Genomic DNA, 17,484 nt, shown 5'->3' with positions numbered 1-17,484 from the left:
TTTGCAAGTCTGGTCGTTCAGTAATGCAAGCCTCCTTCGAGCTTATCGAGGAGTGTTCATGCTAACCCAGGAAGAGGATCAGCAGCTGGTCGAGCGCGTTCAACGCGGCGACAAGCGAGCTTTCGATCTGCTAGTGCTGAAATACCAGCACAAAATTCTCGGGTTGATCGTGCGGTTCGTGCACGACACCCATGAAGCCCAGGATGTCGCACAGGAAGCCTTTATCAAGGCATACCGTGCACTTGGTAATTTTCGCGGAGACAGCGCGTTTTATACGTGGCTTTACCGCATCGCCATCAACACGGCGAAAAACTATCTGGTTTCACGCGGCCGCCGGCCGCCGGATAGCGATGTCAGTTCCGAGGATGCAGAGTTCTACGATGGCGATCATGGCCTCAAGGATCTCGAGTCGCCAGAACGTGCATTGCTGCGGGATGAGATCGAAGGCACCGTCCATCGAACCATTCAGCAACTGCCAGAAGATTTGCGTACGGCTTTAACTTTACGTGAATTCGATGGTCTGAGTTACGAGGACATTGCCAGCGTCATGCAGTGTCCGGTGGGTACCGTGCGCTCCCGGATTTTCCGCGCTCGGGAAGCCATCGATAAAGCCCTGCAGCCGTTGTTGCAGGAAAACTGAGACAGCGGCGACAGCCAAGAGAGGAACGCCATGAGTCGTGAAGCCCTGCAGGAATCGCTGTCCGCAGTGATGGATAACGAAGCGGACGAATTGGAATTGCGTCGGGTGTTGAATGCCTTCGACGATGTTGAAACCCGCGAAACCTGGGCTCGTTACCAGATCGCTCGGGCAGTCATGCACAAAGACCTGTTGCTTCCTCGTCTGGACATCGCTGCTGCAGTCTCTGCTGCGCTGGCTGACGAAGCCGTACCGGCAAAAGCCTCTCGCGGTCCATGGCGCAGCCTGGGTCGTCTGGCAGTCGCTGCTTCGGTGACTATTGCCGTGCTGGCGGGTGTTCGTCTGTACAACCAGGACGAAATCGCCGGTGTCGAGTTGGCCCAGCAATCCAGTCAACCGGGTCTGGCCGCTCCTCAGGTCAAGGGGCCCGCTGTATTGGCAGGCTACAATGAGAGTTCGGAAGCTACTGGCCCTATGGCCAACGGCGTATTGCAAGGTCAGCCAGGCTGGCACGATCAGCGTTTGCCAGGTTACTTGCGCCAACATGCTCAACAGGCTGCACTGAAAGGTACTGAGAGCGCTCTGCCTTACGCTCGTGCAGCAAGCCTGGAAAACCGCTAAGGAGGATCATGCGCGCCATACCTCTACTTACGCTTCTGCTCAGTGGCTGGTTCGTTGTTCCAGCCCACGCCGATGAAGCCCAGGACTGGCTGAAGCGTCTGGGACAGGCGGAGCAAACGCAGAGCTTTCACGGTACTTTCGTCTACGAGCGTAACGGTAGTTTCTCTACCCATAACATCTGGCATCGCGTCCAGGATGGCAAGGTCCGCGAGCGTTTACTCCAGCTCGACGGCTCGGCACAGGAAGTCGTGCGCATTGATGGGCATACTCAATGCGTGAGCGGCACCCTGATAGCAGGGCTGGGGGACTCACCCAACTCCACCGCTCGTGCACTCGATCCACAAAAGCTAAAGAATTGGTACGACCTTGCCGTCATTGGCAAGTCGCGTGTGGCCGGGCGTTCGGCAGTGATCGTGTCGTTGACGCCTCGCGATCAGCATCGCTACGGTTTTGAGCTGCATCTGGACAAGGAAACCGGTTTGCCGTTGAAGTCATTGTTGCTCAATGACAAAGGGCAACTGCTGGAGCGCTTCCAGTTCACCCGACTGGATACTGCCGAGGTGCCTTCCGACAACGATTTGCAGGCAGGTTCTGATTGCAAACCCATTACCCTCGACAGTGACAAGGCTTCCGCCGTCAAAACTGCGCAGGTCTGGCATTCGGACTGGTTACCACCAGGTTTCGAGCTGACCAGTAGTACCTCTCACAAGGACCCGGAGACCAAAGCCCAGGTCAACAGTCTGATGTTCGACGACGGTCTGGCCCGATTCTCGGTGTTCCTTGAGCCGTTGAATGGCGCGACAGTCACTGATACGCGCACCCAGCTGGGGCCAACCGTTGCTGTCTCCCGGCGATTGACTACTCCGCAAGGCGAGATGATGGTGACCGTGGTCGGTGAAATACCGATTGGCACTGCCGAACGGATTGCGCTGTCCATGCGCAACGATGCCGCGGCTACCAGCAAGCAGTAAGCTGATCAGCCATGCTCACCAATCGGGGTCTGGATGGTGCGGGAGGTCGACAATGGCTATCCCGCCGTTGATGCCTCGAAATGTTTTGCCGAGCATTTTCATTTGCAAATATCCCGAAAATTTTTTATAGGTCAGAGCCCCCTCGGCTCTGGCCTTGTTTGTTGTTCCCGGAACAAAAATACCGGCGTATCGTTTCCGGTGTTCCTTGCTCCATATCGCTTAACCATGCTCGTCGTAACGGGAGCCGTATGTCGATACCACGCTTGAAGTCTTATCTCTCCATTTTTGCCACCGTGCTGGTGCTCGGTCAGGCGGTCGCTGCGCAAGCGGTCGAGTTGCCTGACTTCACGCAGTTGGTCGAGCAAGCCTCGCCCGCGGTGGTTAACATCAGTACTACCCAGAAACTGCCGGACCGTAAGGTGTCCAGCGAGCAAATGCCTGACCTTGAAGGTTTGCCGCCGATGCTGCGCGAATTCTTTGAGCGGGGCATGCCGCAGCAGCCACGTTCCCCTCGTGGCGATCGTCAGCGTGAAGCGCAATCCCTGGGCTCGGGCTTTATCATTTCGTCCGACGGCTACATCCTGACCAACAACCATGTGATTGCCGATGCCGACGAGATTCTCGTGCGCCTCGCCGATCGCAGTGAGTTAAAGGCCAAGCTGATCGGTACTGATCCGCGCTCTGACGTCGCTTTGCTGAAAATCGAAGGCAAGGACCTGCCGGTTCTGAAGCTTGGCAAGTCGCAGGACCTGAAAGCCGGTCAGTGGGTCGTGGCCATCGGTTCGCCGTTCGGCTTTGATCACACAGTGACCCAAGGTATCGTCAGCGCCATCGGCCGTAGCCTGCCGAACGAAAACTATGTGCCGTTCATCCAGACCGACGTGCCGATCAACCCGGGCAACTCCGGTGGTCCGCTGTTCAACCTGGCCGGTGAAGTGGTCGGCATCAACTCGCAGATCTATACCCGCTCCGGCGGCTTCATGGGCGTGTCGTTCGCAATCCCGATCGATGTGGCGATGGACGTTTCCAATCAGCTGAAAAGCGGCGGTAAGGTCAGTCGTGGCTGGTTGGGCGTAGTGATCCAGGAAGTGAACAAGGATCTGGCCGAGTCGTTCGGTCTCGAGAAACCGGCCGGTGCGCTGGTGGCTCAGATCCAGGATGACGGTCCGGCTGCCAAGGGTGGCCTGCAAGTGGGTGACGTGATCCTCAGCATGAACGGTCAACCGATCGTCATGTCCGCCGATCTGCCGCACCTGGTGGGCGCGCTGAAGGCTGGCTCGAAAGCCGATCTTGAAGTGATCCGCGAAGGCAAGCGCAAGAACGTTGAGCTGACCGTCGGCGCTATCCCCGAAGAAGGCAAAGAGTTGGAAGCCCTGCCTAAATCCAGCGTCGAGCGCAGTAGCAATCGCCTGGGTGTTTCGGTGGCCGAGTTGACCGAAGAGCAGAAGAAAACCCTCGACCTTAAAGGTGGTGTGGTGATCAAGGAAGTTCAGGACGGTCCTGCTGCCCTGATCGGCTTGCAGCCGGGCGATGTGATCACTCACCTGAACAACCAGGCGATCGGCTCATCCAAGGAGTTCACGGACATTGCCAAGGCACTGCCGAAGAACCGCTCGGTGTCGATGCGGGTTCTGCGTCAAGGTCGCGCCAGCTTCATCACCTTCAAGCTGGCTGAATAAACCGGTTGTCGGCTGAATAAAAAACCGCCTCGAAAGAGGCGGTTTTTTTGTACCTGCATTTTTTGTTACCGAGCTTTGTATCTGAAGACGTTAGCCCATCATGTCCTTGACCATACGTTCCTGCTCCATCAACTCACGTTGCCGTGCGTCGATGCGCGATGACAGCGGGAAGTTGCTGCCAGCCTTGCGCTTGGCGAAGTCCAGTTGCTGGATTGCCTGGCGATAGTCGCCGACCAGCGCAAAGTACTCTGCGCGAGCCTGATGCAGGCCGATGATGTTGCCCGACAGGCCGCGAGTCTCGGCCACCATGTACCAGACGTCCGGATCATCAGGTCGGCTCTTGAGTAGATTCTCCAGCGCTTTTTCCGCATCGGCCGCTCGATTCTGCTTGAGCAGCAGGTCGACACGCACCTGATTCAGCGGGTAGTTGCCGGGGTATTGAGTGAGCATCCGGTCGACCCGTGATTGAGCATCAGGCAGACGATTATTGGTGATGTCGAGATCGGCCTGCGCCAGGTTGTAGATGATCTCGTTCGGCGATTTGGCCAGCAGCAACTTGAGGTTCTCCCGAGCCTCATTCAACTGGCCGCCCTTGATCTGGGCGATCGCCAGACCATAGCGCGCGACGTCATTTTTCGGGTTTTCATCGAGTTGGGCCCGGAAGCGTTTGGCGCCCAGGCCTGGGGTTTCTTCATAGATCAGTTGCACGCGTGCCCGAATCAGCTGGTAACGCATGCTGTCTTCAATACCGCCCGGCTTGGCCTGTTCGGCGCGGTTGCGGGTGTCGGCGATCCGCGATTCGGTCACCGGGTGAGTCAGCAGGAATTCCGGTGGTTTGGCGTCGAAGCGGTACTGGCGCATCAGCCGTTCGAACATGGTCGGCATCGAGCGCGGATCGTAACCGGCCTTTTCCAGATTCATGATGCCGATGCGGTCGGCTTCCTGTTCGTTCTGGCGCGAGAAACGTCGTTGTTCCTGAATCGCCGCCGCTTGAGTACCGGCAATGGCCGCGATCCCGGCATCGCCTGCACCGGCCGCGGCAATCACGATGCCGGCCAGCAGCGCAGCCATCATGGGCACTTGCATGCGTTGCGACGCTTCGACACCGCGGGCGAAGTGACGCTGCGACAAGTGAGCCAGTTCGTGGGCCAGTACCGAGGCATATTCGCCCTCGGTCTGGGCATTGAGGAACAAGCCACCGTTGACGCCGACGATCCCGCCCGGCGCGGCAAAAGCGTTGAGCTGCGGGCTGTTGATCAGGATGAACTCCAGGCGCCGGTCATTGACCTGGCTGGTTTCCACCAGCCGATAGACGCTGGATTCGACGTAATCCTTGAGCTGCGGATCGTTGAGCTGCGACACCTGGCTGCGCAACAGCGCCAGCCACGCACGGCCCAGTTGATGTTCCTGTTGCGGCGAGACGATGGCAGAACTGGCGTCACCGAGTGACGGCAAGTCGTCGGCGAAGCCCGGTGAGGCGAGCAGGCAAGCGAGCGTCAGCAGGGTAGGGCGCAAAAAAGTCATGCACAAAGCCTTAGTCGACAAAGACCTTACTGTAGCCGGACACTACGCTTGGGACCAGATATTCTAAGCGGCTTAACCCCCTGCCCCGGAGTGACTCGATGACTGACGCTGTAACCCACGACGCCGAGCTGGACGCTAGCGGTCTGAATTGCCCGTTGCCGTTGCTCAAGGCCAAACTGGAACTCAACCGGCTGGCCAGCGGTGCGGTACTCAAGGTGATCGCTACCGATGCAGGCTCTCAGCGCGACTTTCGCACCTTTGCCCGATTGGCCGGTCATACCCTGCTTCGTGAAGAAGATGAGGCGGGTGTTTACCGCTATTGGTTGAAAAAAGCCTGAAACCTGCTGCGTTCGTTTCTAAGGATTATTGATGTTCAAGGTGTTACGCGACTGGATTCAGCGCTACTTCTCGGATGAAGAAGCCGTGGTGCTGGCGGTGCTGCTGTTTCTGGCATTTACCGCGGTGCTCACCCTGGGTGGAATGCTCGCGCCGGTACTGGCCGGTATGGTGCTGGCGTATCTGATGCAGGGGCTGGTGGTGACCCTCGAGCGCCTTCGTGTGCCCGGTGGCGTGGCGGTGGGGTTGGTCTTCGCGTTGTTCATGGGGTTGTTGCTGGTCTTTATCATCATCGTGGTACCACTGCTCTGGCACCAACTGATCACGCTGTTCAACGAATTGCCCGGCATGCTCGCCAAGTGGCAGTCGCTGCTGTTGCTGCTGCCCGAACGCTATCCGCATCTGGTGTCGGATGAGCAAGTGCTGCAGGCGATCGAAGTGGCGCGGGGCGAGATCGGCAAGTTCGGTCAGTGGGCGCTGACATTCTCGCTGTCGAGTCTGCCGCTGCTGGTGAACATCATGATCTACCTGGTGCTGGTGCCCATCCTGGTGTTCTTCTTTCTCAAGGACCGGGAGATGATCGGCCAGTGGGTGCGCGGTTATCTGCCGCGCGAGCGGGCGCTGATCACCCGGGTAGCCCAGGAAATGAATCGGCAGATCGCCAATTACATTCGCGGCAAGGTCATCGAGATCTTCATTTGCGGTGGCGTGACTTACATCGCATTCGTGGCGCTGGGGCTCAACTATTCGGCGCTGCTGGCGTTGTTGGTGGGTGTTTCGGTGGTGGTGCCTTACGTCGGAGCGGTGGTGGTGACTGTGCCAGTGCTGCTGATTGCATTGTTCCAGTGGGGCTGGAGCGATCAGTTCATCTATTTGATGGCGGTCTACGGGATCATCCAGACGCTGGATGGCAATGTGCTGGTGCCGCTGCTGTTCTCGGAAGCGGTCAACCTGCATCCGGTGGCGATCATTTGCGCGGTGCTGTTGTTTGGCGGGTTGTGGGGTTTTTGGGGCGTGTTCTTTGCGATTCCCCTGGCGACGCTGTTCAAGGCCGTACTGGATGCCTGGCCGCGTAAAGAGCCGATGGTGGCGCCACTGCTTTAATGGCCAGTGCTGGTTAATGTGGTGAGGCTGATGGCCTCATCCCGAGCAGGCTCGGTCCCACAAGGTTTGCGCAAATCCTGTGGGAGCGAGCCTGCTCGCGATGGCGTCCGAACGGGCACTAATGAATCAGGCTTTATTGAGGGCCTGAGCAGCAGCCAAAACCGCATCCACATGCCCCGGCACCTTCACGCCGCGCCATTCCTGACGCAGCACACCATTCTTGTCGATCAGGAACGTGCTGCGATCAACGCCCATATATTCCTTGCCGTAGAGCTTTTTCAGCTTGATCACGTCGAACAGCTGACACAGCGCTTCTTCCTTGTCGCTGATCAGCTCGAAGGTGAACGCCTGCTTGGCCTTGAAGTTTTCGTGGGATTTCAGGCTGTCGCGAGACACGCCGAAAACTTCGGTATTGGCGGCTTTAAAGGCTTCAAGCTGATCACGAAAACCCTGGCCCTGGGTGGTGCAGCCCGGCGTGCTGTCCTTCGGATAGAAGTAAATCACCACTTGCTTGCCTTTGAGGCCCGCGAGGCTGACGGATTGCCCGCTGGTGGCGGGTGCTTCGAAGTCGGCAACCGGTTGGTCGATGGCTACGGCCATGAAAGCTTCCTTACATTGGGTTTTGTGGGCGCCACGGTTCAATCAGTGCGTCCAGGTTCATGGCGTCGGCGAAATCCAGGAACTGGTCACGCAACCAGCTGATCTGGGTGCCGGCCGGCAAGGTCACGGTGAACGTGGCGTTAAGCATGGTGCCGCCGGTCTGCGGGGCCTGGTAGGTATCGCAGGTCAGGTTCTCCAGCTCGACGTTGTGATCCATGAAGAACTGGCACAGTTCGTTGATGATGTCCGGGCGGTAGGCCGAGCTGACATAAGCAACGTACGGCAGGGCTTGGGGACGGTTCTCCAGGGCAGCGCTGCGGACCACGTTAACGGTGAAGGCGTGCCGTTTGGCCAGCACTGGCAGGCTGCCTTCGAGGCGCGCCAGGGCGTCCCAGCTGCCCGAGATTTCAAGGATCAACGCACTGCATTCGCCATGGCGCGTCAGGCGAGAGGTGACCACGGCGCAGCGGTTTTCATGGCTGGCGCGGCACAGGACGTTAGTCAGCTCCATGGGGTTGGCGCCGAGGGCACTGATGACAAGGAATTGTTCGCGAACTGTGGGGGTGGACATGCAGCATTCCTAAAGCGATGAGCGGTCGATACTTTTATGGGCTTTTTTACCGGGACGAGCCAGCGGATGCGAATTCAGAAAACCCGGCCGAAGGTTGCAACGTGCTCCAGTATGGCAAGAGCGAGGGGTGGCAACGCTGGATCGGGGCTTGTGATGCCGAAAATGAAGGCTGGAACGCGGCGTACGAGCTTATCAGTACCGATCAAAGTCTGAAGGGTAGCGAAAAGCAGCGCCAAGGGGAATGGCAGCAGCGCAGTACTTCGCTTGTACAAGCATCTTGGCGCCAGTACCATTACCGCTCTCTTTTTCCGGCAGGAGCGGTTGCATGATTGCGGGCAGTATGGTGGCACTGGTCACACCCATGGATGCACAGGGTCGTCTCGACTGGGACAGCCTGAGCAAACTGGTGGACTTCCACCTGCAAGAGGGCACCAACGCCATCGTGGCGGTCGGCACTACAGGTGAGTCGGCCACGCTTGACGTGAACGAGCACATCGAAGTGATTCGTCGCGTGGTTGCCCAGGTTGCAGGGCGTATTCCGGTGATCGCCGGTACGGGCGCCAATTCGACGCGCGAAGCGATCGAACTGACAACCAACGCGAAGAACGCCGGCGCCGACGCGTGCCTGCTGGTAACCCCTTATTACAACAAGCCGACGCAAGAAGGCCTGTACTTGCACTTCCGCGCTATCGCCGAAGCGGTCGATATCCCGCAGATCCTTTACAACGTGCCGGGCCGTACCGCGTGCGACATGCAGGCCGAGACGGTGATCCGCCTGTCGACCGTGAAGAACATCATCGGCATCAAGGAAGCCACGGGTGACCTGCAGCGCGCCAAGGACATCCTGGCCGGCGTGAGCAGCGACTTCCTGGTTTATTCCGGTGACGACGCGACCGCGGTCGAGCTGATGCTGCTCGGCGGCAAGGGCAATATTTCGGTGACTGCCAACGTCGCACCGCGCGCCATGAGCGAGTTGTGTGCCGCGGCCATGGCCGGCGATGCCGTCAAAGCCCGGGCGATCCACGAAAAGCTGATGCCGCTCAATAAAACCCTGTTTATCGAATCCAACCCTATCCCCGTGAAATGGGCTCTGCATGAAATGGGCTTGATGCCGGACGGTATCCGTCTGCCGCTCACCTGGCTCAGTGCTGCCTGTCACGAACCGCTGCGGCAGGCCATGCGCCAGTCCGGCGTCCTGGTTTAATTGAGGAAGTACTACGCATGAAGCGAATGGCCGGACTTTCCGCACTTGCCTTGATTATCTCCAGCACCAGTGGCTGCGGATGGATCTGGGGCCCGGAAGGTTACTTCCGTGACCGTGGTAGCGATTACCTGGAAGCGCAACAGACTGCACCGATGCAACTGCCACCGGACGTCAGCACCGCCAAGCGTCTGGATCCGCTGTTGCCGATCCCGCGCAACGTGGCCGATGACACCGCCAAGGGCGAATACATCGTGCCTCGTCCGCAGCCGCTGTCGGCAGCGGCTGATGCCAGCGACTACACCCTGCAGAAGAGCGGCGATTCGCGTTGGGTCATGGCCCAGCACCCACCGGCTGAAGTCTGGCCCGTGGCCGTGCAGTTCTTCCAGGACAACGGTTTCCGTCTGGACGAGCAACGCCCGCAAACCGGTGAATTCACCACCACTTGGCAGCATTCCGACGAACTGTCCGCAGCAATGGCCAAGCGTCTGAGCGCGGCCGGTGTCGGCGCCGACAGTGAAAGCCGTGTGCGGGTGCGTATCGAGCCGGGCGTGCAGCGCAACACCAGTGAAGTCTACGTGGTCAGCGCCGAGCGTCCTGCCGGCAGCACCGCCAATGTGGATTTCACCAATCGTTCGGTTAACACCGGCCTGGACGCAGCACTGGTCGACGACATGCTCGCGAGCATGAGCCGCACCTCGGAGAAGGGCGGTTCGGTCTCCATGCTGGCCTCTCGTGATTTCGATACGCCAAGTCGTGTCAGCCTGACCGAAGATGGCAGCGGCAACCCGGTGCTCAACGTCGGTTCCGATCTGGATCGTGCCTGGTCGAGTGTCGGTCGTGCGCTGGAACAGGGCGAATGGCGCGTTGAAGACATCAACCGCAGCCTGGGGCTGTACTACATCAACCTCGCCGAAAAAGCCGAGAAGAAAGACGAGAAGCCTGGCTTCTTCAGTAGTCTGTTCGGCAGCGCGCCGAGCAAGGAAGAAGTTGAAGCCCGCGCCGAGCGTTATCAGGTTCGCCTGAGCAAGGTTGGCGAGAACGTACAAGTCACCGTCGAGAAAAACATCAACACCGTGGCGCCAGCAGACGTGGCGCGTAAAGTGTTGAGCGTGATTCAGGACAACCTGGGCTGATCACATGCGTTTTGCCGTTCTCGGCAGCGGTAGCCAAGGGAACGGCACGCTGATAGCCAGCGACGACACGTATGTACTGGTGGATTGTGGTTTCTCCCTGCGAGAAACCGAAAAACGCCTGCTGCGACTGGGTGTAAACCCTTCGCAACTGAGCGCGATACTCGTGACCCACGAACATGCCGACCACGTGCATGGCGTGGGTTTGCTGTCTCGGCGTTACAATCTGCCTGTCTACCTCAGTCGCGGGACACTGCGCGGGATGCGCAAACCGATTGAACCCGCAGGCTTTCTGGCTGGCGGCGAGCAACTGCAAATCGGCAACCTGAGCATCGGCGTCATTGCCGTGGCCCATGATGCACAGGAGCCGACGCAGTATGTCTTCAGCGATGGTCAGCGGCGTTTCGGCCTGTTGACCGACCTGGGCTCGTATTGCAACACGGTGCTGGACGGCTACCGGGACCTCGATGCATTGATGATCGAGTCCAACCATTGCCGTGACATGCTGGCTCGCGGTCACTACCCGTACTTTCTCAAGCAGCGGGTGGGCGGTGAATTGGGACATTTGAACAACCATCAGGCGGCATTCCTGGTGGCCGAGTTGGGCTGGCAAGGCCTGCAACATCTGGTCCTGGCCCATCTGAGCAGCAAGAACAACCTGCCGCAGCTGGCCCGGCAATGTTTTGTCGACACCCTCGGGTGCGACCCGGACTGGCTGCAACTGGCCGATCAAGATTCAGGGCTCGACTGGCGACACATCGCCTAGCCCACCTACTTAGCAAGCGGAGCCCATCATGGAAAAACGTGAAGAACTCTACCGCGGCAAAGCCAAATCGGTTTACAAGACCGATGACGCTGACCGCTTGATCCTGCTGTTTCGCAACGACACCTCGGCGTTCGACGGCAAGCGCATCGAGCAGCTCGACCGCAAAGGCATGGTGAACAACAAGTTCAACGCCTTCATCATGCAGAAACTCGAAGCAGCCGGCGTGCCGACTCAATTCGACAAACTGCTGGGCGACAACGAATGCCTGGTGAAGAAACTCGACATGATCCCGGTCGAGTGCGTCGTGCGTAACTACGCCGCCGGCAGCCTGGTCAAGCGTCTGGGCGTCGAAGAAGGCATGAAGCTCAACCCTTACACCTTCGAGCTGTTCCTGAAGGACGACGCCAAGGGCGACCCGTTCATCAACGAATCCCACGTCGTGGCATTCGGTTGGGGCACCGCCGAGCAACTGGTTCGCATGAAAGAACTGTCGCTCAAGGTCAACGAAGTCCTGAGCAAACTGTTCGACGACGCCGGCCTGCTGCTGGTCGACTTCAAGCTGGAATTCGGCGTTTTCTCCGACGGCTCCATCGTCCTGGGCGACGAGTTCAGCCCGGACGGCTGCCGTCTGTGGGACAAGGCCACCGGCAAGAAAATGGACAAGGACCGCTTCCGTCAGGGTCTCGGTGACGTCATCGAAGCCTATGAAGAAGTCGCCAATCGTCTGGGCGTACCGCTGTAATCGACGCAAGCATCTGATAGCACGGAAAAATTTCGCTTGGGGGGTTCGCTTCCGGCAAAAGTGTTGTTATGATGCGCGCCGTTGGAGAGATGCCAGAGTGGCCGAATGGGACGGATTCGAAATCCGTTGTACCTTCACCGGTACCTAGGGTTCGAATCCCTATCTCTCCGCCATTACATAGAAAAAGCCCCGTAGCTGAATAAGCTACGGGGCTTTTTCGTTTGCGCAGCTTTTTATATTGGACCATTTCGCGCTCCTCCGACTTTTTACCCCAAATTTTTGGTGTCGGATAAATCAGGCCAACAGCGTAAGAAAAATATGCATATTTACGGGAAAGCTGACGTCACCGAGTCTCTTTAATTACCACCCCCCGTATCTATTGATCGTCCCGCGAATCAAGGGTTTTTCTCCGAAACATCCCCTGACATTGAAAGCCATTGCCTCAAAAATTCCTCATCTACTCTGGTTTCGCAGGTCACTGATCTGTCGTAATCAGCAGTCGCAAGGAGCGATCAATGTATTTTGAGATTTACAGGCAAACCCGTGGTATCGCACAAACTGGCAAGGGCCAATGGCGCTGGCGTTTGCGGGCGGGGAATCATGAAACGATTGCCAGTGGGGAGGCTTACGTCAACAAGTCTGATTGCGTGCATGCCATCAGTTTGATCAAAGGGACTCATGATCAGACCCCGGTCAAGGAGATATAGACTCCAGGGCGGTGAAGCTGCTCAATCAGAGCAGCTTCGTTTTTCCCCGGGCTCCCAGGTTTTTATGGGTCAGGTCATTTGCCAGCCAGCATAGACGCCGATTGCCACACCTCCCTAAACTGTCTCCAGTCTTGGGGACTGGGGTGCAATGGATGAACCGCAACGAACTGCGCAAGGCCGACATCAACCTGATGGTGGTATTCGAGACATTGATGCTTGAGCGCAACGTCACACGGGTGGCGGAGAAGCTGTTTCTCGGTCAGCCGACCATCAGTGCGGCGCTGAACCGCTTGCGGACGATGTTCAACGATCCGCTGTTCATTCGGGTCGGCCATCGCATGGAGCCGACGGCGCGGGCCGAGGAGATCATTCAGCACCTGTCACCGGCGCTGGATTCGCTGTCGGTGGCCTTGAGCCTGACCCACGATTTCGATCCGCTCAGCAGCACCATGACGTTTCGCATCGGGCTGTCGGACGATGTCGAGTTCGGCCTGTTGCCGCCGCTACTGCGTGCTTTGCGCCAGGAAGCGCCGAAGGTGGTGTTCGTGGTCCAGCATGTCGACTACTGGCGCATTCCGGACCTGCTGGCGTCTGGCGATATCACCGTTGGTATCAGCCAGACCCGGGGCTTGCCAGCCAACGCCAAGCGCAAATTGCTGCGAAACATCCAGCCCAGTATTTTGCGTGCAGACGCATCGGACACACCGCTGAGCCTCGATGAATATTGCTCGCGGCCGCATGTGCTGGTGTCCCACACTGCCAATGTCAGTGGCTACGCCGATGAATGGCTGGCGGAGATTGGTCGTACGCGCCACGTAGTGCTGTCCGTCCCGCAATACAGCTCGTTGCCGGCCTTGCTCGCCGGCACCGATCTGATCGCCAGCCTGCCGGATTACACGGCCGAAGCGATGGCCGCGTCAGGCCAACTATTCAAGGAGCCGTTTCCGTTCAAGACGCCGACCCTGGACCTGTCCATGGTCTGGCTCAGCCATGTTGACAGCGATCCAGCTGAACGGTGGCTACGGTCGCGTCTGGAGGCGTTCATGAGTGAGCGGCCGATCCTTCCGCTGTCCCAGTGAGTAGGGCGGCGGCGCTGTGTTATATGTACAACCTTTCTGCCAATCTTCAGGAGCCCTGTCATGCCTCACCTGCACATGGAATACACCGCTAACTTGCCCGAACTGAATGCCGATATGGCGTTGATCCGACTCAATAATGCGTTGATGGCTTCCGGTCAGTTTGCGGCCGAGTTCGATATCAAGAGCCGTGCAGTGAAGGTCGAGAGTTTCAAGGTTGGCACCGCATTGGGCGAGCGAGCGTTTGTGCATGTGAAGCTGGCGCTGTTGAGCGGTCGTTCACCGGAGATCAAAAAGCAGTTGTCTGAAAGCCTGTTGGCCGTGGTGCAGGATTTGTGTGAATGGCCGGCGGGGGTTGAGGTCCAGCTGTGTGTGGAAATCCTCGACATCGATCGAGAGTCCTACACCAAGACTGCCATTGGCCTCTGAGTTCAGGCCATTTCCTGCTCGGCGCAGGCTTTGATCACTTGCTCGCGTAACCAGGTGTTGGCGCTGTCCTGATCGACGCTTTGACTCCACTGCATGTCCAGGGTGAAGCCCGGTAAGTTGTTGGGCGCTTCGCAGTGATTGAAGATTGCCTCGTTGGCCAGCAATTGCTGGATGCGTCGGGGCAAGGTCAGGATGTAATCGGTGCCGGTGATCATCTTCAGCGCCGCGCTGTAGCTGTTGGAGCGCGCGACTATCTGTCGTTTGTGGGCCTGTTGAGCAAGCCAGCCGTCGACCATATTGGTAGTAGATGTCCAAGGCGTCGGGAACACATGCCGGCGTTGAGTAAATGCTTTCAGGCTCAAGCGCGGTTCCAGCGGCGTAGCGCGTTTGTCGAAGACGCAAACCAGATCGTCTTGTAGCAACATCCTGGAGTTGAAATCGGTATGGCTGCGATGAAAGTTCGGACCGAAACAGATCACCAGGTCAAGGCTACCGTCGCGTAACTCTTCAGCCGGAATGTCGGTTTCGAACTTGTGCATGTTGACCATTACCGGCAGGTCGGCGAAATCGAAGCTCTTCAACAGGCGCGGCAGGATCAACTGCTCGAAGTACTCCGGCGCGCAGATATTGAAGGTGACCGGTTGCAAGGTCGGGTCGAACGTCGGCGCTCCGGCGTGACACAGGTTGATGCTTTCGAGAATTTTCAGCACATGGGTATGCATGGTGCTGGCTTTGTAGGTGGGGCGCATACCCATACGGGTATTGATGAATAATTCGTCTTCGAAACTGGTGCGCAGTTTTTTCAGGCAGTAACTCACGGTGGACTGGCTGACGCAGAGCGCCTCCGACACACCGGTGACGCTGCTTTGCTCATACACGGCGACAAACACCATGAGGTCCTGCATATCGAGCTTTCTAAGCAAGTTACTGTTCAGCATCCGTTCTGTCTCGCTGTGCTCCTTGCGCTGACTGTGCGCAAACGTGTGCGAACGATCCTAACGGAACGATGGTGCCAAGAGAATGCCTTGTAGGATTTTTCATGGTCAGTTGTGGGACAGAAAATGTTACGAACACGACCTATGAATTCAATCTCTTGAAAGCTGGCCAGAGGCCTTTAACGCTGATGGCTGCGCGGGGATCGCGTCGCGACTGGATATTAGCAGCGCCAACATGCCGATGCCCACCAGTAATGCGCCGATGATTTCCAGGGCTAGTGGCGACTGGCGTAGCCAGAACCAGTGGAACAGCGTGATGAACAGAGTGCTCAGGTAGATGTAGGAAATGACCGAGGAGGGGGCGATGATTCCAATGGCTCGATGCAGTAGCCAGAAGGTCGCCAGCGTGGCGAACAGTGCCAGGTATATCAACCACCAGAGATCGCTCGCGGTCAGCAACGACGCCGAGCGCCAGCCGCCGCTGAACCCACAGAACGCCAATAGAAACAGCGCGCCGAACAGCATGTTCCAGAAGGTCATGGCCACCGGGCCGCGCCCCTTGAGGCTATTGGCCTTGAGCCGTTGGCTCAGGGGCGAGTAGAGCGCCATTGCCAAACAACCGATCCCATACACCGACACCGCATACAGCGACGGCAGTTCGCCGGGGCCAGCGCCTTTCAACACCAGCAGCACGGCACCGACTGCGGCAATCAGCATGGGCAATACGCGTTGTTTCAGGCTGCTGTCGGGTATCAGGAAAGCTTCGAACAGCAGCGTCAGCAACGGCACCAGAGTGAACATCGTTCCGGTGCTCACTGCCGAGGTGTAGCGCAGCGCTTCGAACAACGAGCCGAAATACAGCGCCAACAGCATACCGAGCACCGCATGGCTGAGCAGTCCTTGAATGTTCATGGCGGTGTCGCCCTTGAACAGCAGCAGGGGAAAAAACACCAGGGCGCAAAACAGCAAGCGCAAACCGGTCAGTAGAATCGGGTCGATGGCCTGGCTGACCTGGGCTGCCGCGGAAAACGAGACGGCAATCAATAGTGCCCAGAGCAGCATGCCGACATGAGCGGCAGCAAAACCTGTGCGTTTCATGGTGGGTTTTCCGGGTCAGTGAATGTGTTTGGCGTAATGCCGCGGATCGAAGCGCAGAGCCATCAGGATCATTAACGCCATGACGCCAGTCAGTGACCACCAGGCCCATTCGAAACTGCCCAACTGATCGCGAATTATCCCGGCCATCAGCGGCGAGAGGCCGGCAATCAGGTAACCGATGCCCTGCACGAAGGCAGTCAATCCGCCCGCGCGTTGGGGATTGTCCAGATGATCCAATGACACAATCAGGCTCATCGGGAACAGCCCGCCGATGCCCAGTCCAAGCAGGCAGGGCCACAACAGGCTCAGGTTTTTCGGGCTCAGAATCAGCCCGCAGAAACCGGCCATGATCAGTGTCAGCAACACCACCAGCACCAGTCTCCGGTCGCGACTGCGGTTGGCGATGGCGGGTACCAATAGCCCCGACAACACTTCCATGGCCGTCAAAAAGCCCAGCAACAAACCGGCCTGTTGTTCGCTCCAGCCTTTTTCCACGTAGTACGGCGCCAGCCAGGCCAGCACACAGGTGTAGGACGCCGTACCGAGGCCGAAGAAGATCGCGAGTAACCAGGCGCGGGAATGGGTGAAAAAGGATTCCTTGCCTGATGATTTGGCATCCAGCGTCGGCATTCCCGAGCGTTGAGCGCACCAGAGCAGCAATGCCACCAGTGCCAGCGCCGCCCAGATCGCCAAGCCCATTCGCCAACTGTCGGTGCGGGTCATCACCAGCGGCGCAAACGACGCGGCGATTGCCGCGCCGCCCATGATCGACGTCACGTAGAGGCCCATGCATACGGAAACGTTGTCGCTGAAACGGGACTTGATCAGGGCGGGCATCAACGCCTGGATCAACGCAATGCCGATGCCGGCCAACACGGCACTCAAGATCAGTTCCGCCGCCGAATCGAGGAACAGCCGCGATACCGTGGCCAGGCCGATGATCAGCAGTGACAGCACCACGGTGCGCTGCTCGCCCAGGCGCTGACTGACGCCGATACCGAAGAACATCGCCAGCCCCATGGCCATGACTGGCAGCATCGTCAGGAGAGAGGCCAGGCTGAAACTCAGCGGGATATCACCGCGAATGGCTGATAGCAAAGGACCGACAGCGGCCATGGACGGACGCAGGTTCAGGGCGACAAGAATGATACCGAACATCAGCCAGAAGGCAGGACGGGAGGTTGCGCGAACGTTTTCCATAATCGGACCTTCAAAAACAAGGAGCCGATTAGGCGCGCGAGCCCCGAAGGCGGCAAATCAGAAAGTCTGGAGCGGTATTTAAAAATTAAATAGCTGTGATGCAACGCAGATCCAATGTGGGAGCGAGCCTGCTCGCAATAGCGGTGTGACAGTC

19 protein-coding genes and 1 tRNA gene are annotated in these 17,484 nt (G+C 58.2%); 14 read left to right on the top strand and 6 right to left on the bottom strand.

Features of this window, described 5'->3' with window-relative positions; all coding sequences use genetic code 11:
* Positions 1-58 precede the first annotated feature (58 nt).
* From rpoE to BK662_RS29285, 4 genes are all read left to right on the top strand, one after another.
* Complete coding sequence (gene rpoE / locus BK662_RS29300) at positions 59-640, top strand: RNA polymerase sigma factor RpoE/AlgU (protein ID WP_003172477.1); 582 nt, start codon at positions 59-61, stop codon at positions 638-640.
* Positions 641-670: 30 nt separating this feature from the next.
* Positions 671-1,258: a sigma-E factor negative regulatory protein gene (locus BK662_RS29295; RefSeq protein WP_123360417.1), complete on the top strand. Its 588-nt coding sequence runs from the start codon at positions 671-673 to the stop codon at positions 1,256-1,258.
* 8 nt (positions 1,259-1,266) lie between these two features.
* Positions 1,267-2,229, top strand: coding sequence for a MucB/RseB family sigma factor regulatory protein (locus BK662_RS29290; RefSeq protein ID WP_123360416.1), 963 nt, complete (start codon positions 1,267-1,269; stop codon positions 2,227-2,229).
* A gap of 248 nt (positions 2,230-2,477) precedes the next feature.
* Positions 2,478-3,908, top strand: coding sequence for a DegQ family serine endoprotease (locus BK662_RS29285; RefSeq protein WP_008014849.1), 1,431 nt, complete (start codon positions 2,478-2,480; stop codon positions 3,906-3,908).
* Positions 3,909-3,998: 90 nt separating this feature from the next.
* Here the strand turns inward: BK662_RS29285 and BK662_RS29280 are convergent, their stop codons facing one another.
* A complete protein-coding gene (locus tag BK662_RS29280) occupies positions 3,999-5,432 on the bottom strand; it encodes a M48 family metalloprotease (protein ID WP_123360415.1) in 1,434 nt (477 codons plus the stop codon).
* Positions 5,433-5,530: 98 nt separating this feature from the next.
* On the opposite strand from BK662_RS29280, the gene BK662_RS29275 reads away from it, so the two are divergent.
* Positions 5,531-5,770, top strand: a complete 240-nt coding sequence (locus tag BK662_RS29275) for a sulfurtransferase TusA family protein (protein WP_007898654.1) — start codon at positions 5,531-5,533, stop codon at positions 5,768-5,770.
* 31 nt (positions 5,771-5,801) lie between these two features.
* Positions 5,802-6,872 (top strand): AI-2E family transporter, encoded by a 1,071-nt coding sequence (locus tag BK662_RS29270; protein ID WP_123360414.1) that lies wholly within the window; start codon positions 5,802-5,804, stop codon positions 6,870-6,872.
* A 126-nt stretch (positions 6,873-6,998) separates the two neighbouring features.
* On the opposite strand, the gene BK662_RS29265 is transcribed toward BK662_RS29270, so the two are convergent.
* Positions 6,999-7,472, bottom strand: coding sequence for a peroxiredoxin (locus BK662_RS29265; RefSeq protein WP_095051510.1), 474 nt, complete (start codon positions 7,470-7,472; stop codon positions 6,999-7,001).
* Positions 7,473-7,482: 10 nt separating this feature from the next.
* The gene (locus tag BK662_RS29260) at positions 7,483-8,043 is read right to left on the bottom strand and encodes a glycine cleavage system transcriptional repressor (protein ID WP_007898662.1); all 561 of its coding nucleotides are present in this window, start codon (positions 8,041-8,043) and stop codon (positions 7,483-7,485) included.
* Between the two features lie 325 nt (positions 8,044-8,368).
* Here BK662_RS29260 and dapA point away from each other — a divergent pair, with 325 nt between their 5' ends.
* The 8 genes from dapA to BK662_RS29215 all read left to right on the top strand — a co-directional run bounded on the left by dapA (position 8,369) and on the right by BK662_RS29215 (position 14,097).
* Positions 8,369-9,247 carry a 4-hydroxy-tetrahydrodipicolinate synthase gene (dapA, locus tag BK662_RS29250; protein ID WP_007941448.1) on the top strand — a complete coding sequence of 293 codons (879 nt, stop codon included), beginning with the start codon at positions 8,369-8,371 and terminating at the stop codon, positions 9,245-9,247.
* 17 nt (positions 9,248-9,264) lie between these two features.
* On the top strand, positions 9,265-10,380 hold the full coding sequence (gene bamC, locus BK662_RS29245; protein WP_123360413.1) for an NlpB/DapX family lipoprotein: 1,116 nt from the start codon (positions 9,265-9,267) through the stop codon (positions 10,378-10,380).
* Positions 10,381-10,384: 4 nt separating this feature from the next.
* Positions 10,385-11,143 (top strand): MBL fold metallo-hydrolase, encoded by a 759-nt coding sequence (locus BK662_RS29240; protein ID WP_038979338.1) that lies wholly within the window; start codon positions 10,385-10,387, stop codon positions 11,141-11,143.
* Between the two features lie 28 nt (positions 11,144-11,171).
* A complete protein-coding gene (gene purC, locus BK662_RS29235; RefSeq protein ID WP_007898671.1) occupies positions 11,172-11,885 on the top strand; it encodes a phosphoribosylaminoimidazolesuccinocarboxamide synthase in 714 nt (237 codons plus the stop codon).
* An 83-nt stretch (positions 11,886-11,968) separates the two neighbouring features.
* Positions 11,969-12,058 (top strand) — tRNA-Ser (locus tag BK662_RS29230).
* A 342-nt stretch (positions 12,059-12,400) separates the two neighbouring features.
* Complete coding sequence (locus BK662_RS29225) at positions 12,401-12,592, top strand: YegP family protein (protein ID WP_008074435.1); 192 nt, start codon at positions 12,401-12,403, stop codon at positions 12,590-12,592.
* Positions 12,593-12,744: 152 nt separating this feature from the next.
* Complete coding sequence (locus tag BK662_RS29220) at positions 12,745-13,671, top strand: LysR substrate-binding domain-containing protein (RefSeq protein ID WP_123360412.1); 927 nt, start codon at positions 12,745-12,747, stop codon at positions 13,669-13,671.
* 60 nt (positions 13,672-13,731) lie between these two features.
* Positions 13,732-14,097: a 5-carboxymethyl-2-hydroxymuconate Delta-isomerase gene (locus BK662_RS29215; RefSeq protein ID WP_123360411.1), complete on the top strand. Its 366-nt coding sequence runs from the start codon at positions 13,732-13,734 to the stop codon at positions 14,095-14,097.
* Positions 14,098-14,099: 2 nt separating this feature from the next.
* Here the strand turns inward: BK662_RS29215 and BK662_RS29210 are convergent, their stop codons facing one another.
* The 3 genes from BK662_RS29210 to BK662_RS29200 form a co-directional block, all read right to left on the bottom strand.
* The gene (locus BK662_RS29210) at positions 14,100-15,035 is read right to left on the bottom strand and encodes a LysR family transcriptional regulator (protein WP_123360410.1); all 936 of its coding nucleotides are present in this window, start codon (positions 15,033-15,035) and stop codon (positions 14,100-14,102) included.
* A 147-nt stretch (positions 15,036-15,182) separates the two neighbouring features.
* The gene (locus BK662_RS29205) at positions 15,183-16,130 is read right to left on the bottom strand and encodes a DMT family transporter (RefSeq protein ID WP_123360409.1); all 948 of its coding nucleotides are present in this window, start codon (positions 16,128-16,130) and stop codon (positions 15,183-15,185) included.
* Positions 16,131-16,145: 15 nt separating this feature from the next.
* Positions 16,146-17,330: a cyanate transporter gene (locus tag BK662_RS29200; protein ID WP_123360408.1), complete on the bottom strand. Its 1,185-nt coding sequence runs from the start codon at positions 17,328-17,330 to the stop codon at positions 16,146-16,148.
* Positions 17,331-17,484 lie beyond the last annotated feature (154 nt).

This window comes from Pseudomonas frederiksbergensis (assembly GCF_003732275.1).
Lineage (GTDB): Bacteria > Pseudomonadota > Gammaproteobacteria > Pseudomonadales > Pseudomonadaceae > Aquipseudomonas > Aquipseudomonas frederiksbergensis_H.
Note: the sequence above shows the minus strand (reverse complement) of the source record. Positions and strands in the feature narration are given on the sequence as shown.